The sequence below is a fragment of the uncultured Gilliamella sp. genome (genome assembly GCA_945271295.1).
Taxonomy (GTDB): domain Bacteria; phylum Pseudomonadota; class Gammaproteobacteria; order Enterobacterales; family Orbaceae; genus Gilliamella.
Map to the genome: position 1 here is coordinate 14247 of CALYPG010000010.1, position 15623 is coordinate 29869.

A 15623-nucleotide genomic window follows, 5' to 3' on the forward strand; every position below is an offset into this window, starting at 1 on the left:
ACCAAAGTTGGTTGGGTTAAGGGCTGACACATAAAGTATAAGCACTTTGTCCGTTGTTGGCATTCATAATTGAACCGTAAGAATTCGTGACTCTATAGCGACCTTCAGCCCAAATATAGGCATTACTCTCTATATTATATCTATATTCATCCCCCCATTCATTCTTTATTCCACCAATCCAATTACCGTTATTATCTTTGAAACTTAATTGTCGGCGGTAACTATTTCCGTTTCCAGGAATTATTTCAATACCTAAATTTGGTGCATTTGCGTTGGTCAAATCTGCAATACGGGGAATTCGATAACCATCATAACTTTGACATTGGGCTACAGCCTTATCATATGAACCATAATAATATTGAGCTATTGGTTTTAGATACCATCGTCCAAGTTTAAAACTATACAATAAATTATGATGAGAAGCATCGGAATATAGTTTAAACTCTGCTGGAACAAATGGTTGGATTGACGAACTTGTATGCACAGGTCCATTTAACTTTATTAATAATGTATTTTTACCCAAAAGTTGTGCCACTGATAATGATAACGTTACGGTATTGCTGCCACTTATAGGTGAAACGTTTACACCATTGGCGGCAATAACCTGCTCTGGCGTTATATTCACAAATTGTAGATAGAAAGAAAGACCATCCGTACCCGTAGTAGGGAAGTTACTCTCCGGATTATTGATATCTTGTGTTTTAAATCCCCTTCGGTATACCCAGCCTGGACCTACACTAAAACCTGTTGAATTTTTATCAGGACCTAAACTTGGTGTTCGTGCAAAGCAAGCTCTAGGGCGGTTTGCATTATCACTAGGAGCAATAAAATAGTCGTGAGATAAAGAACTATTTGAAAACAAAATATTGTTAGGAATGCCTAAAGATTTGCCACTAAGAGTTCCACGCTGCGTAAGTGACAACATATAAATGCCCATGCAGGAATCCAATTTATCATTAATATTATTACGTACATCATTAGTAACGTTATCTGTATAATTCCAATAATTAGTCCAAGTAACTTGTAGATATTCGTTAGATGTTGATGTTATGTTTATTGAATCACCATCATCATCAATAATATACCCGAATTTGGGAAAATCTTTAAATAATAGTTTAGGATAATTATCATTATTTGTTCGAGGTATAGCAATTTTTAAATCAGCAAACGTTATACCTTCGGGCACTTTTATTGGTGTAGTTCTAGTTGAGTTATCCACTATTGCACCTGGATATAATGCTGCATCGCTAGCTCTAGATGGAATATAAAAACGCCCATCAGGTAATTTTAACCCCAATAATCCTGTAGGACTTGGTACTTTGGTAATACCACCATCGAGTGAAATATAAGATGCACTACCCTCAATACTTTTACTGCTCTCAATTGATAATGCCATGGCTGGACTGATATTTATGGTGAGAATAAGAATTTGTAAAAATAAGGTAAAACGGTAACTGATATTCAATATTGCATAACTATTGAAACTCCTTTTTTTACAAAAGCACATTATATCCCCCCCATCTACTTATTTTATTTTTTTGTGGAAATTTACAAACAAACAGCACCATATAGATAATCAATATCAAGTTGATATAATATATCATTTTAGCGATAAATGCAACAAAATTGGGTCAATTAATATTATTAAGTAATCTTTATAAATCAATTTTCAACGGCAATATTGGTAATACAATAATTTAATTTGGTATTCTAAACAGATAACAAAATTAGCAAATCAAAGGTTATCATCTGGTTTTAAACTAGGTTTATACAAATTTACTGATAAATTTTGAATACTGGCGAACTGCAAGTAAGACTTTTACTGATGATTATGATGCATACTACTAATCAATATAGTGAACTATACACCCACAAATCTATAATAGCCATTGATATTTTATTTAAAGAGGCAATAGTAATTATTTTGTAATCATTACCCTAGTCGGGCCAATTAACCGACCATTTTAAGGTATGATTTTAAAGTATAGCCTTTTAAACACAAATTGACTTATCAATTTGAATATTCGCGAAATGTTGGTAGGATTTTAACCGGCAATAAAAATCAAGAGGCGATAAAAGCTGTAAGAGTTACACACCCCCACAGCTTTAATAGTTTTTATCTTTTATTTAAATAGATAATAGTTATTATTTTGCCACTATTACCATCGCGGGGCGAATTAATCGACCGTTTAAGGTATAGCCTTTTTGAATGGTATTGATAATTTGCCCGGATTGATGATCGGCCGACTCAACCATACTAATGGCTTGGTGTACATCGGGGTTTAATTGTGAATCATCAGTACTAACTACTTCAATACCAAATTTTTTCACCGTATCTAAAAATGATTTTAACGTAAGCTCTAAGCCTTCAACCGTGGCTTGGTGCTGTGGATTGGTTTTATCGGTTGATTCTAATGCGCGCTCTAAATTATCAATCACTGGTAATAATTCATTGGAAAATTTTTCTAACGCATATTTGTGCGCTTTATCCACATCTTGCTCCACACGTTTGCGTACATTATCAATTTCAGCGCGCGCACGGATCATGGCTTCACTTTCATTTTTTTTAGCTAGTTGTAATGCTTGTTCAAGCTCAGCTATGCGTGCATCTTTAGCTTTTAATTGCTCATCAATACCCGGTTCTGCTGGTGACTCTTTTTCGGTAGGCTCTTCTATCACTGCTCGAGTGTTATTTTCATTTTCTGACATGTTCTTATCTTGCTCTGTCATACGGTACTCCAAATTTAGTCGAAATCTTAATGAATTAGGGTTATTATGGGGACAATTTTTATTATTACAAGCTTATCGATGTATTGATAAGTGTTTTTTTAATTTATGTCGAAAAAACACTTAAGTTTAGGTAAAAAATTACAGGATTATGTTATGGATAAACCATTTAAATGTATTGGCTTAATTGGACTTCCACGTAAATTAGAAGCAATCGAAACCCATCAAGTACTTTATGATTGGCTTGTTAAACAAGGCATTCGCGTGTTAGTCGAAGACAGATTAGCCAAATTTATCACCTTTCCGGTTAGTGAGTATGCTTCATTAGATACTATCGGTAAACAAGCTGATCTAGCCATCGTGGTTGGTGGCGATGGTAATATGTTACGATCAGCTCGCTATTTGTCACATTATAAAATCAAGGTGATTGGTGTAAATCGCGGTAATTTGGGTTTTTTAACCGATATATTGCACGAACAGGTCATTGAACAGTTAAGCCCGGTTATTGCTGGTCATTATGATGATGATCCCCGGTTTTTACTTGAAGTATCCATTTATGATAATGGTGCATTAATCAATTCTGGTTTTGCCGTTAATGAGATTGTGGTCACCCCTAATACGGTTGCCCATATGATTGATTATGATGTGTATATTAATGAACGCAATGCATTTTCACAGCGCGCTGACGGTTTAATTATTGCTACACCTACAGGTTCTACTGCCTATTCCTTGTCAGCTGGGGGACCAATTTTGGCTCCACATTTAGATGCTTTAATTATTACACCAATGTTCCCGCATTCATTATCGGTTAGGCCACTGGTTATTAAGAGTGATAATCCAATCCATCTTAAATTTCCGACCACAGCACTAGATTTAAATATCGCTTGTGACAGCCAAATTATTTTGCCGGTTAAACCAAACCAAGATGTGATTATTCGCCGCTCAGCTTATGAATTTAATTTAATTCATACCAAAGATTATGATTACTTTAATAATCTTTCCAGTAAATTAGGATGGTCACAAAAGATGTTTTAAGCATGCTGCGGACTAAAACTAAATAGTAACAGTAGTCAATTAAAGCATTACAGCTAAAATTAGAAAGTAATTATTTGGGCTAAAATCCAAACTGTAGCCGATGAGAAAATTGCGGCGATGACATCATCGATCATAATGCCAAAACCACCAGGTACTCTTTTATCAAACCAACGAATTGGCCACGGTTTGGCCATATCAAAAATTCTAAAAGCAATAAAAGCAATAGCAATCCAAATAGCAGATATTTGTGGGATAAAAAATAATGTGATCCACATACCGACAAACTCATCCCAAACAATATGCCCAGAATCATGAGTATGGGTATCATCTGAGGTTTTTTGGCATAGAAAGCAACCAAATACAAAAGCGACAGTAATAAGCACCCAATACAAAGCAGGTTCTAAACCATAAAATAACCACCATAATACAATCGCCATTAATGATCCCATGGTACCTGGCATGAGGGGTGACATACCGCTACCCAAACCAACTGCTAATAAATGAATGGGATTGCTTAGTTTAAGGTATTGTTTAAAATCTTTGTTGCGCTCTTGTTTTGTCATTATGGTCTATTTTGCTAACTAAAACGATATTATTATGCCGACTTTAGATCGGCATAAGCGTGAAGAAAATACATATTAGCTAAGTATTTTCTGATTGGCAGGTATATTATTCGTCTTTACTTAAGGTTGCAACCATTACTGCTTTGATAGTATGCAGTCTATTTTCTGCCTCATCAAACACAATGCTATGCTTAGATTCAAAAACGTCGTCGGTCACTTCCAGCCCATTAGCTAAACCATATTGTGTGGCCATTTGTTTACCCACGGTGGTATTCATATCATGAAAAGCCGGTAAACAATGCATAAATTTAACCTTTGGATTATTAGTGAGTTTAATAACATTCTGATTAATTTGATAAGGGGTTAATAATTTAACGCGTTCATCCCATACTTGTTTAGGTTCACCCATTGATACCCAAACATCAGTATATAAAAAATCTACATTTTGTACCCCTTGGGCAACATTTTCGGTCAAAATAATTTTTGCCCCTGTATTTTTGGCAATTTCTTGGCACTTGTTAACAAGTTCTGCTTCGGGCTGACATGCTTTAGGTGCAACTAATCGAATTTCCATGCCCATTAAGGCGGCACCTTCCATCAATGAATTGCCCATGTTATTACGTGCATCACCTAAATAGGCAAATTTAACCGATTTAAGTTCACGATCGCCAATATGTTCTTGCATAGTCATAAAATCAGCTAAAATTTGTGTCGGGTGAGCTTCAGTGGTTAAACCATTCCAAACTGGTACACCGGCATATTTTGCCAATGTTTCTACAATATCTTGCCCATAACCGCGGTACTCAATACCGTCATACATTCGTCCAAGTACTCGTGCGGTATCAGCAATGGATTCTTTATGGCCAATTTGACTGCCACTTGGCCCTAAATAAGTAACACAAGCACCTTGATCAAAAGCGCCAACTTCAAAAGCACAACGGGTACGCGTAGAATCTTTCTCAAAAATTAAGGCAATGTTTTTGCCTGTAAGATATTTCTGTTCAGTGCCTTGCTGTTTGGCTTGTTTTAGTTTGATTGCCAGCTCGATTAATTGATTAATTTCGGCAGGGGTAAAATCGAGTAAGCGTAAAAAATGACGCTGATAAAAACCGTACATAACTTGCTCCTAGGAACTATAAATATTTTTATAATTCTATTTGAATAATTATGCAAATTCAAGTTAAACATAACCAAATAGATAATCTTTAGTGTTTACCTTTAAAAAATCTCAAAATTTAGACTTAATTATTCAATTAATTTTTATAATAGTGCTTTTTTTGTTTAAAAAAGTGTAATAAAATGCCTAGATATTACATCTTCAACCACAAGTCCAAATGAATTTTTATTCATGTTTTATGATTTGTTATTCAAAGGTATTGTAGATTATGCACACTTATGCCCTCCTTATGTTACAAGATGGTTCACAATTTATTGGCAAATCGATAGGCGCTGATGGTCAAACTGTTGGTGAAGTAGTATTTAATACCTCGATGACTGGCTATCAAGAAATTTTGACTGACCCTTCTTATGCCGAGCAAATGGTTACATTAACCTATCCGCATATTGGTAATGTAGGTACTAATGATGCTGATGCCGAATCGGCACAAGTTTATGTTAAGGGACTTATTATTCGAGATTTGCCGTTATTAGCAAGTAATTACCGTAGTGACTTAGATCTATCTAGTTATTTAAAACAACATAAGGTGGTAGCCATTGCTGATATTGATACCCGCCGCTTAACGCGTATTTTACGTGAAAAAGGGGCGCAACATGGTGTCATTATTACCGCGAGCGATAAAGAAGCTTTATTGGCACAAGCCGAGTCTGCCAAACAGCAAGCTAACAATTTTAAGGGCCTAAAAGGGCTGGATTTAGCTAAACAGGTAACGTGTAAGCAAAGTTATAGTTGGACTCAAGGGTTATGGACCAGGCAAAATGAACAGTCACAACCTAAAGCCGCTAGTGAATTATCTTACCATGTGGTAGCTTATGATTTTGGGGTAAAACGCAATATTTTGCGTATGTTAGTTGCCCGAGGTTGTAAATTAACCGTAGTACCTGCCAAAACCAGAGCTGAAGAAGTGCTTGCATTAAATCCTGATGGCATTTTTTTATCAAATGGCCCGGGCGATCCGGCACCTTGTACTTATGCCATTGATGCTATTAAACAGTTTTTAACCACAAATGTTCCGGTATTTGGAATCTGTTTGGGACATCAGTTATTGGCGCTCGCTTGCGGTGCCCAAACGGTAAAAATGAAATTCGGTCATCATGGTGGTAATCATCCGGTTAAAGATCTTGAGAACAATCGCGTGATGATCACTGCCCAAAATCATGGTTTCGCTGTGGATGAAAGTAGTTTACCTGCTCATTTACGAGCCACACATAAATCCCTGTTTGACGGTTCACTACAAGGTATTCATCACAATGAAAAACCAGCCTTTAGCTTTCAAGGCCATCCAGAAGCTAGTCCTGGTCCACACGATGCAGCCCCTCTTTTTGACCACTTTATTGAATTAATGAAAATTTATAAGCAGGAGCAATAACCATGGCTAAGCGAACAGATATTAACAGTATTTTAATTATTGGCGCCGGCCCGATTGTTATTGGTCAAGCATGTGAATTTGATTATTCAGGTGCTCAGGCATGTAAAGCATTACGCGAAGAAGGCTATCGCGTGATTTTAGTTAATTCAAATCCGGCTACTATCATGACCGATCCGGAAATGGCTGATGCAACTTATATTGAACCCATTCACTGGTCAACAGTACGTAGAATTATCGAAAAAGAACGCCCTGATGCTATCTTACCCACTATGGGCGGGCAAACTGCATTAAATTGTGCCTTAGAACTAGAAAACAAAGGAATTTTAAAAGAGTTTAATGTTGAAATGATTGGTGCCACCGCAGACGCTATAGATAAAGCTGAAGATCGTAAGCGGTTTGACCAAGCTATGAAAAAAATCGGTCTTGAAACCGCGCGTTCTGGTATTGCTCATTCACTAAAAGAAGCTTATTCCGTACTTGAGTTAGTCGGCTTCCCTTGCATTATTCGCCCATCATTCACAATGGGAGGGACGGGTGGCGGCATTGCTTATAATACCGAAGAATTTGATGAAATTTGTACTCGTGGACTCGATCTTTCACCAACTAATGAATTATTAATTGATGAATCATTGATTGGTTGGAAAGAGTACGAAATGGAAGTGGTTAGAGATAAAAACGATAACTGTATTATTGTGTGCTCAATTGAAAACTTCGACCCAATGGGGATTCATACTGGTGACTCAATTACTGTTGCTCCAGCCCAAACCCTAACCGATAAAGAATACCAAATCATGCGTAATGCCTCTATTGCAGTATTACGTGAAATTGGTGTCGAAACCGGAGGCTCCAACGTACAATTCTCAGTTGATCCTAAAACAGGACGATTAATTGTGATTGAGATGAATCCGCGGGTGTCACGTTCGTCGGCTTTAGCTTCTAAAGCAACCGGATTCCCTATTGCCAAAATAGCGGCTAAATTAGCCGTGGGGTATACGCTTGATGAGCTTAGCAATGATATTACTGGGGGCAAAACCCCAGCTTCATTTGAACCATCCATTGATTATGTAGTCACAAAAATTCCGCGCTTTAATTTTGAAAAATTTGCTGGTTGTAATGATCGTTTAACCACACAAATGAAATCAGTGGGTGAAGTTATGGCAATAGGTCGTACTTTTCAAGAATCGCTACAAAAAGCACTGCGCGGACTTGAAGTCGGTGCCTGTGGATTGGATCCTAAAATTGATGATTATACTAATGAAAAAAATATCACCAAGATCCGTTATGAATTACAAGATGCCGGCGCAGAGCGTATTTGGTATATTGCCGATGCTTTTAGAGCAGGTTTAGCTTTAGATGAGATATTTTTATTAACCAATATTGATCGCTGGTTTTTAGTCCAAATTCAAGAGTTAGTTAATATCGAAAATGAACTCAAACAGCAATCAATTACTAGTTTAAATAAAGAAACGTTATGGCAGATTAAACGCAAAGGTTTTTCTGATCAACGTATTGCCAAATTACTTAATACCGATGAACAATCAGTACGTAATTTACGTTCTCAATATAATATTCATCCGGTTTATAAACGGGTTGATACTTGTGCCGCGGAGTTTGCAACCGATACAGCTTACTTATATTCGACTTACGAAGAGGAGTGCGAGGCACAGCCACAGTTTAAACGACCAAAAATCATGATTCTAGGTGGTGGGCCAAACCGAATAGGACAAGGCATTGAATTTGACTATTGTTGCGTACATGCTGCATTAGCATTACGTGAAGATGGTTTTGAAACCATTATGGTTAACTGTAATCCAGAGACCGTTTCCACTGATTATGATACTTCTAACCGGCTCTATTTTGAACCGGTTACGCTTGAAGATGTACTAGAGATTGCCCATGTCGAAAAACCTGATGGTGTGATTGTGCAATATGGTGGACAAACTCCGCTTAAATTAGCTCGATCATTAGAAAGTGCTGGTTTACCAATTATTGGCACATCTCCAGATGCCATTGATAAAGCCGAAGATCGTAAACGCTTTCAAGCGATTGTCGATAAATTGCAATTAAAACAACCAGTCAATGCCACTGTGACTGATATTGATGAAGCTGTTATCAAAGCCGAAAAAATAGGCTATCCATTAGTTGTTCGTCCTTCTTATGTTTTAGGTGGACGAGCAATGGAAATTGTCTATAACGAGCAAGACTTAAAGCGCTATTTTAAAACGGCGGTGAGTGAATCGAATAATGCACCGGTATTACTCGATCACTTTTTAGATGATGCTATTGAAATCGATATTGACGTGATCGCTGATGGTGAACATATTGTGATTGGCGGAATTATGGAACATATAGAACAAGCTGGGATCCATTCCGGCGATTCAGCTTGCTCACTACCCACACACACATTAAGTCCTGATATTTTAACTAGGCTACGTGAACAAGCTAAACAATTGGCACTTGAACTAAATGTAAAAGGGTTAATGAATGGCCAATTTGCAGTGAAAGGCAATGATATTTACTTGATTGAAATTAATCCTCGTGCCGCGCGTACCGTTCCTTTTGTTTCCAAAGCTACTGGTTTGCCATTAGCCAAGATTGCTGCACGGGTAATGACAGGACAATCACTCGCTAAACAACAGGTAACAAAAGAGGTTATTCCACCTTATTTTTCAGTAAAAGAAGTCGTACTACCATTTAATAAATTTAGTGGTGTCGATCCAATTTTAGGACCTGAAATGCGTTCAACTGGTGAAGTTATGGGGATTGGCAAGACCTTTGCCGAAGCTTTTGCTAAAGCACAATTAGCTAGCTTATCCAACATGAAAAAATCAGGGAAAGCGTTATTATCCGTTCGTGATCAGGACAAAACACGCTTATTAGAAGTAGCCAAACGATTAGTTGCCCATGATTTTACTCTTGACGCCACTGCTGGTACTGCCACAGTCTTGCAACAAGCGGGAATAAACTGTCAAATTGTGAAAAAAGAAAACGAAGGTCGGCCGAATATTCATGATCATATTAAAAATGGTGAATATAGTTATATTCTTAATACTACATCAGGTCGCGCCGCCATTGAAGCTTCGAAAATTTTACGCCGTAGTGCCATTCAATATAAGGTGCACTATGATACAACCATGAATGCCGCTTATGCGACTACGGCGGCGTTAGATTGCGATCCAACTAAAACCGTTATACCATTACAGGAGCTTTATTAATAAATTACAACCACCCTAATTAGATGATTTAATGGAGAAAATTATGCGATTACTGCGTTATGGTTTAAAAGGACATGAAAAACCAGCCATTTTAGATGATAAAGATCAACTACGCGATCTAAGCGCGGTAATTGCCGACATTGATGCGCAAACATTAGCCGATAATGTGTTAACAAAAATTAGCCAACTGGATATTGATACTTTACCGATAATTAATCATCCTCAGCGTATTGCGCCTTGTGTGGGTAAAGTGGGTAAATTTATTTGTATTGGTTTGAACTATATCGATCATGCTAAAGAAACCGGTGCGCCAATTCCTAAAGAACCGGTTATCTTTAATAAATGGATCAGTGCCATAAGTGGCCCTAATGATAATATTGTATTACCTCGAGGTTCGACTCATACCGATTGGGAAGTGGAATTAGGTATCATTATTGGTAAAGAAGGTAAATATATTCAAGAGCAAGAGGCATTAACTTATGTTGCTGGTTATTGCGTGGTTAATGATGTTTCTGAACGTGATTATCAACAAAATCGTGGTGGAACTTGGGACAAAGGCAAAGGCTGTGATAGTTTTGGCCCCATTGGCCCTTGGTTAGTGACTACTGATGAAATTAGTGATCCGCAAAATCTTGAATTATGGTTAGAAGTAGATGGTAAACGTTATCAACATAGTAATACCAGTAATATGATTTTTAATGTTAAACAGATTATTAGCTATGTTAGCCAATTTATGAGCTTACAACCTGGTGACATTATTTCAACCGGCACACCGCCAGGCGTTGGTCTTGGCATTAAACCCGAACCTGTATTTTTAAAAGCAGGACAAAAAGTCCGTTTAGGAATTGAAAAATTAGGAATTCAAGAGCAGTTAGTGGTAAGTGAATAATACTATTATTACAATATAAATAACGCCCTTATTACTATTAATGATGGTGCATAAGCGGGGGGATTTTAAGGCTGCTCTTACTTGCATTAAAACCTCGCCCAATAGGTTTTTTCCTCTCCATTTAGTCATATTAAATCTCATTTCATCATCAATATTTAAACCTATTTTCCAAACTTTATCATACGGGCTAGCTTCAGCTAATACCTTACCTTTAGTAGATAAGAGGTATGTTTTAAGCTCCGCATTTTGAGAAAATTTAGCGTAATTACCTTTAAAAACTATCTCTTTTTTAGTCTTAAATCATACTTTTGTATTTTCTCTTCAACTTCATCAAGCAACGATATGGCCACTTGACTGATAATTTCATCACACTCCATAATAAGATCATACAATTCAGGAGTAAAATTGAACTATATTAAGCTACCATTATAAACATACTCAGTATTGCTGAATTTTTCTAAAAACGCTTATATGGTTAAAAAATGTCAATTGGCATGTCGATGATTGGTTATGATAAATAAATTAAATAAGAAATTTAATGATTTAATAAAAAAAGAAAAATTGGATAGATTTGATATTTATTTTAGACAATACCAAGATTTTGAGGAAATTCCGTTGTTTTCTAGATTGAAACATATAACTTTCCTATCTTCATTATCTTTTAATGAAAAAAATAAATTATTAATTAATCTAGGTGTTAAATTGATTGATTGCATTTTAGCCAATCCCTTTAAATATATTAATTCAGAAGAATTTAGAGAGTATTTTATTTGTCTTACTATAACTGAATGGGATGATTATAAAGAAATTGATTGTTTAACGCCTTGTATCTATGTATCAAGAAGAAAAACTTGGATTTTATCTAATTTAAAGCTTAGTTATCAATCGTCAATTGAAGAAAATCTAGTAAACGAATATCTTTATTCTTTAGGTTTGAATCAATATAGTGCATTTGTTCCTAGTGGTGAGAATGGCGAAAATAAAAGAATATATATAATAAAGAAGAATATATTGAATAATCCTGAAACATTTAGCTAGATGATTCTTGTTATTATTAAGACTTAATTTTATTCATTATGAACTCTGGTTAATTGTTTAACAATTGATTGATGGCGTATTTAGTGCCATTTGTAATGAGATAAAATAGAGATGTTTTAATAAATTATGAAAGCAATAGTCGATATTAGATTGATAGTCCGTTTGATGTTGATGATAAAAACCCGAAAGACAGTGTAATTTTTAATTTTCGTACGTGGGTGGAAGTAATAAAAGCCATAATGGTAAAATATGCCCATAAATCAGAAGATGAGGCAGAATCTCTTATATTGTCTTCGTTTCTGGTGAATGACGCGTTAGAAGATTATATAGGGATTGTTGTTCGATGCCATGAATACCACTACCATTGGGCTATGGTGTTAGTATATGTTTTCTGAGGGAGTTTTGAAGAAAATACCATGGTAAAATAATGACAAAATTAAGATTTAATAGATTATTTATCGTTTTTTCAGTATGTTTTTTATTGATAGGTTGTATTCCCCCGCGAATAATTATAACACCTAATGATCTTCCGACAGGTGTTATAGGTAAGAACTATTATGCTCAGATTACTATTGATGGAGGCTCTGGGCCAATTTCAGGAAGTGGATTTCAGCGGGAAATTTATCCCATAAACTCTGGGTTAGAAATTATATCACCTGAAATAAATGGTAGGGTTGAATATAATAATTTAGCAGTGAAGGGGATTCCAAAAATCATAGGTGATATTAAAGTTATTATTCAAGGAGGAATGATTTCTTCTGGTTGGAATGCGCCTTCTGATTTTAAAAAAGTTTATATTATTAAAGTCACAGAACAAGAAAAATAACACCTAAACTGATCTAAAGTTGTTATATTGACCGCTATTTATTTAGTTTGACTGGCATTAAAACAAGCGTTATTTAGACGTGGTTTTCCTAAAAAAGTTTTAATTCACAGTGACCTGGGAAATCAATATTGTAGTGCTGATTTTAAACAGTTATTGTTACAGTATGGAGTTAAACAAAGTATGAGTAAAGCAGGAAATTGTTAGGATAATGCGGTAGCTGAAAGCTTCTTTCATACATTAAAAACGCATATGATTCATGATTGTTACTACCAAACGAGGAAATTAGCAAATAAAGCACTATTTGAATATATTGAAATTTATTATGGGTTCCGTCATCATTCTGCCAATGGCTAAATATCGCCGCAGCAATATAAACAACAGTACTACCAAAACAACAAGATCATAGAGGTGAGCACTGCCTAATATTTTGGCGAGGAGGTACATAAGAGTGGATGAAAATTTTAAGATAGTAGCTATTTTAAGGCTGCTCTTACTTGCATTAAAACCTCACCCAATAGGTTTTTTCCTCTCCATTTAGTCATATTAAATCTCATTTCATCATCAATATTTAAACCTATTCCCCAAACTTTATCATACGGGCTAGCTTCAGCTAATACCTTACCTTTGGTTGATAATAGATATGTTTTAAGCTCAGCATTTTGAGAAAATTTAGCGTAATTACCTTTAAAAACAATCTCTTTTTTATGAAAATTCCATATATTCTCATCAAAATTACTTACTTTTTTCCCAAAATTTTTCTGCATTTTGGCAGAAGAAATCGATAAAATGGCATTGGCACAATCTAAATCTTGAAATAATATTGCCTTGGCATACATCATCCATTGTTCGGCACTAGTAAATTCAATATTGTCAATGACAAAACGACAAGGATACCATTGTGATAAATAATGATCTGGGCTAAAAAAGAAAATTATTTTCTTCTTTCCGACTTGTTTCAACTGTTAATATCACTCTTTTTAAAAATAAGTTTATAAACAAATATAACCATAAAATGATAAATAAGTAATATTGCTAATTACTTATTAATTACAATTAAAAATCAACTTTCTGAACCTTTGTTAGTGGTCATTGACATAATATCAGCCTCAGTCAATTTATGGGTATGATTGGCAAAGTCATAACAGCTTGGCTTGTTATCAATAAACACTTCTGTCGTAAATTCTAAATCTTTAATATCATCAAAGATCCACGTAGCAAAATAATAATTATTGGTACCTTTTAAATGATAATAAAGATGAGAACCACACTCTTTACAAAAGGCTCTTTCGGCCCACGCAGAAGAATTGTAATGGCTGATATATTCTTGTCCTTGAGTAACAATTTCACCACTATACATCAAGGTCATTAATGGGCCAGCACTCCATTTACGACAGGTATGGCAATGACAAGCGCTTAAATTAGTATTTTGAAATGGCACAATGAACTTAACTTTGCCACACAAGCATGAACCATGATATTGAGTAGACATTATATTTTCCTTATTTTAGTAAAAAATAATTAAAACAGTGAGATTACATTTTATAAAGAATCCATATTGATGGAAATATTATTTTGAAATTTGTTGCTGGCAAGTTAAAACTGAAAAAATGAACAAAGCCAACATAATTAATGACAGGCAACCTAGCATTAACTGATACCCACCTAAATCAAGCATGACTCCAGCAATAATTGGTATTAATATCCGGGCAATCACAAATAAGCTTGCTTGTAGACCATAATCTGAAGCTCGCTTACTTTGTCGAGTATAATTAAACATTAAACCAATAAATAGTGTTGAAGCTATACCCATTGACGAAGCAATTAAAAATAGACTTATTATTAAATAATTTATTGATAATGAAAAAATTATCGAAAGCCACAACATAGTTAATGTTATCATTGCCCAGCCAATGCAAAGTGGTAATATTTTATTTATTGATAAATAATTCATTATTTTATTACCCATTAAACTAAATAATGAACCAACAATACCGCCACCTACACCAATTATCCATGCCACATGATTAGCAGCCATACCTTGATCAAGTAAAAAAGGTTTTTGATAAATCCAAACTGCAGCAACAGTCGGAAAGCAAGTTAACAAAAATAAAATCCATCGTAATGAGCCTGGTTGATTAAAAAATGATTGCCAATCACGCATAATTTGACGCATTCTGAGTTGTTCTTGTGGGAGGTGTTTAGTTTCTGTTTCTGGGATGAATTTAATTATTAGTAGGCTTAATAACAGAGTAACAACAATGATCAGAAAAGGCGCTGACCACCCCCAGTGATATTGAACAGTTAGCATAATACCACCACCAAAAATAGCTCCTAAAAATAGTGAAATAGATCGAATACTGCCCGAATATAATTGTTGATCGTGAGGAATTAATTTTACTAATAATGCATTTAACGGAATATCTATCCAAGTGATCAAAAATAGGGTCATGAAAACAAGCACAAATAACCATAGGGGCTGATTAATCCATGAATTTACCGCTAATATAGCTAGTAATATTATTAATACTATCATCAAAATCAGCAACCAATTACAATAATGCTTACGTCCCAATTGGTAATATTGTATTGGAATGGCTAACAGGAATTTAAATGCAGCAGGTAAGGCGGCTAATTGAAATAAGCCAATTTCGGTCCCTGACCAATTATATTGACGCATTAGCAAAGGTAATCCAAGTAACAAATACGTGTTAGGTACAGTTAAAGCAAAGCTGATCAAACCAAATAACCATTGTTGTTGTGTAACTGAAGTCATTTTAAGACGCA

General features: G+C 35.3%; 13 protein-coding genes and 3 pseudogenes. 8 read left to right on the forward strand and 8 right to left on the reverse strand.

From position 1 onward, the window contains the following. Positions 1-16: 16 nt before the first annotated feature. Both Q0K76_RS06765 and grpE read right to left on the reverse strand, forming a co-directional pair. Complete coding sequence (locus Q0K76_RS06765; protein ID WP_294613343.1) at positions 17-1507, reverse strand: hypothetical protein; 1491 nt, start codon at positions 1505-1507, stop codon at positions 17-19. Positions 1508-2145: 638 nt separating this feature from the next. Next, complete coding sequence (gene grpE / locus Q0K76_RS06770; RefSeq protein WP_294613346.1) at positions 2146-2730, reverse strand: nucleotide exchange factor GrpE; 585 nt, start codon at positions 2728-2730, stop codon at positions 2146-2148. A 153-nt stretch (positions 2731-2883) separates the two neighbouring features. Here grpE and nadK point away from each other — a divergent pair, with 153 nt between their 5' ends. Next, positions 2884-3762, forward strand: coding sequence for an NAD(+) kinase (nadK, locus tag Q0K76_RS06775; RefSeq protein ID WP_294613349.1), 879 nt, complete (start codon positions 2884-2886; stop codon positions 3760-3762). 59 nt (positions 3763-3821) lie between these two features. Here the strand turns inward: nadK and Q0K76_RS06780 are convergent, their stop codons facing one another. Then, entirely contained in the window at positions 3822-4325 is a 504-nt protein-coding gene (locus Q0K76_RS06780) for a phosphatidylglycerophosphatase A (protein WP_294613352.1), read from the reverse strand. A gap of 106 nt (positions 4326-4431) precedes the next feature. After that, complete coding sequence (argF, locus tag Q0K76_RS06785; protein ID WP_294613355.1) at positions 4432-5442, reverse strand: ornithine carbamoyltransferase; 1011 nt, start codon at positions 5440-5442, stop codon at positions 4432-4434. 268 nt (positions 5443-5710) lie between these two features. Here argF and carA point away from each other — a divergent pair, with 268 nt between their 5' ends. The 3 genes from carA to Q0K76_RS06800 are packed head-to-tail and all read left to right on the forward strand — an operon-like array spanning position 5711 to position 10975. Further along, a complete protein-coding gene (carA, locus tag Q0K76_RS06790) occupies positions 5711-6871 on the forward strand; it encodes a glutamine-hydrolyzing carbamoyl-phosphate synthase small subunit (RefSeq protein WP_294613358.1) in 1161 nt (386 codons plus the stop codon). 2 nt (positions 6872-6873) lie between these two features. Beyond that, on the forward strand, positions 6874-10086 hold the full coding sequence (carB, locus tag Q0K76_RS06795) for a carbamoyl-phosphate synthase large subunit (protein WP_294613361.1): 3213 nt from the start codon (positions 6874-6876) through the stop codon (positions 10084-10086). Positions 10087-10129: 43 nt separating this feature from the next. After that, entirely contained in the window at positions 10130-10975 is an 846-nt protein-coding gene (locus Q0K76_RS06800) for a fumarylacetoacetate hydrolase family protein (RefSeq protein ID WP_294613364.1), read from the forward strand. Here Q0K76_RS06800 and Q0K76_RS13030 read toward each other — a convergent pair. After that, a pseudogene (locus tag Q0K76_RS13030) lies at positions 10958-11260 on the reverse strand (NADAR family protein); the annotation flags it as partial. The gene Q0K76_RS06800 and the pseudogene Q0K76_RS13030 overlap by 18 nt on opposite strands. Before the next feature lie 225 nt (positions 11261-11485). On the opposite strand from Q0K76_RS13030, the gene Q0K76_RS06805 reads away from it, so the two are divergent. The 4 genes and pseudogenes from Q0K76_RS06805 to Q0K76_RS13035 form a co-directional block, all read left to right on the forward strand. Further along, entirely contained in the window at positions 11486-12013 is a 528-nt protein-coding gene (locus Q0K76_RS06805; RefSeq protein ID WP_294613367.1) for an Imm15 family immunity protein, read from the forward strand. A 427-nt stretch (positions 12014-12440) separates the two neighbouring features. Beyond that, a complete protein-coding gene (locus Q0K76_RS06810) occupies positions 12441-12839 on the forward strand; it encodes a hypothetical protein (RefSeq protein ID WP_294613370.1) in 399 nt (132 codons plus the stop codon). Between the two features lie 54 nt (positions 12840-12893). Continuing rightward, positions 12894-13040, forward strand: a pseudogene (locus tag Q0K76_RS06815) (DDE-type integrase/transposase/recombinase); the annotation flags it as partial. 30 nt (positions 13041-13070) lie between these two features. Further along, positions 13071-13193, forward strand: a pseudogene (locus tag Q0K76_RS13035) (IS3 family transposase); the annotation flags it as partial. A 119-nt stretch (positions 13194-13312) separates the two neighbouring features. Here Q0K76_RS13035 and Q0K76_RS06820 read toward each other — a convergent pair. The 3 genes from Q0K76_RS06820 to Q0K76_RS06830 all read right to left on the reverse strand — a co-directional run bounded on the left by Q0K76_RS06820 (position 13313) and on the right by Q0K76_RS06830 (position 15612). Beyond that, complete coding sequence (locus Q0K76_RS06820) at positions 13313-13798, reverse strand: NADAR family protein (RefSeq protein WP_294613373.1); 486 nt, start codon at positions 13796-13798, stop codon at positions 13313-13315. Positions 13799-13899: 101 nt separating this feature from the next. Further along, positions 13900-14328, reverse strand: coding sequence for a GFA family protein (locus Q0K76_RS06825; protein ID WP_294613376.1), 429 nt, complete (start codon positions 14326-14328; stop codon positions 13900-13902). A 78-nt stretch (positions 14329-14406) separates the two neighbouring features. Continuing rightward, positions 14407-15612 (reverse strand): MFS transporter, encoded by a 1206-nt coding sequence (locus Q0K76_RS06830; RefSeq protein ID WP_294613379.1) that lies wholly within the window; start codon positions 15610-15612, stop codon positions 14407-14409. Positions 15613-15623: the final 11 nt, after the last annotated feature.

Bases quoted from the DNA above. Each gene is read 5' to 3' on its own strand.
- nadK (WP_294613349.1), top strand. From the start codon at position 2,884: ATGGATAAACCATTTAAATGTATTGGCTTAATTGGACTTCCACGTAAA.
- Q0K76_RS06805 (WP_294613367.1), top strand. From the start codon at position 11,486: ATGATAAATAAATTAAATAAGAAATTTAATGATTTAATAAAAAAAGAA.
- grpE (WP_294613346.1), bottom strand. From the start codon at position 2,730: ATGACAGAGCAAGATAAGAACATGTCAGAAAATGAAAATAACACTCGA.
- Q0K76_RS06800 (WP_294613364.1), top strand. From the start codon at position 10,130: ATGCGATTACTGCGTTATGGTTTAAAAGGACATGAAAAACCAGCCATT.
- Q0K76_RS06825 (WP_294613376.1), bottom strand. From the start codon at position 14,328: ATGTCTACTCAATATCATGGTTCATGCTTGTGTGGCAAAGTTAAGTTC.
- Q0K76_RS06780 (WP_294613352.1), bottom strand. From the start codon at position 4,325: ATGACAAAACAAGAGCGCAACAAAGATTTTAAACAATACCTTAAACTA.
- Q0K76_RS06810 (WP_294613370.1), top strand. From the start codon at position 12,441: ATGACAAAATTAAGATTTAATAGATTATTTATCGTTTTTTCAGTATGT.
- carB (WP_294613361.1), top strand. From the start codon at position 6,874: ATGGCTAAGCGAACAGATATTAACAGTATTTTAATTATTGGCGCCGGC.
- Q0K76_RS06830 (WP_294613379.1), bottom strand. From the start codon at position 15,612: ATGACTTCAGTTACACAACAACAATGGTTATTTGGTTTGATCAGCTTT.
- argF (WP_294613355.1), bottom strand. From the start codon at position 5,442: ATGTACGGTTTTTATCAGCGTCATTTTTTACGCTTACTCGATTTTACC.
- Q0K76_RS06765 (WP_294613343.1), bottom strand. From the start codon at position 1,507: ATGTGCTTTTGTAAAAAAAGGAGTTTCAATAGTTATGCAATATTGAAT.
- carA (WP_294613358.1), top strand. From the start codon at position 5,711: ATGCACACTTATGCCCTCCTTATGTTACAAGATGGTTCACAATTTATT.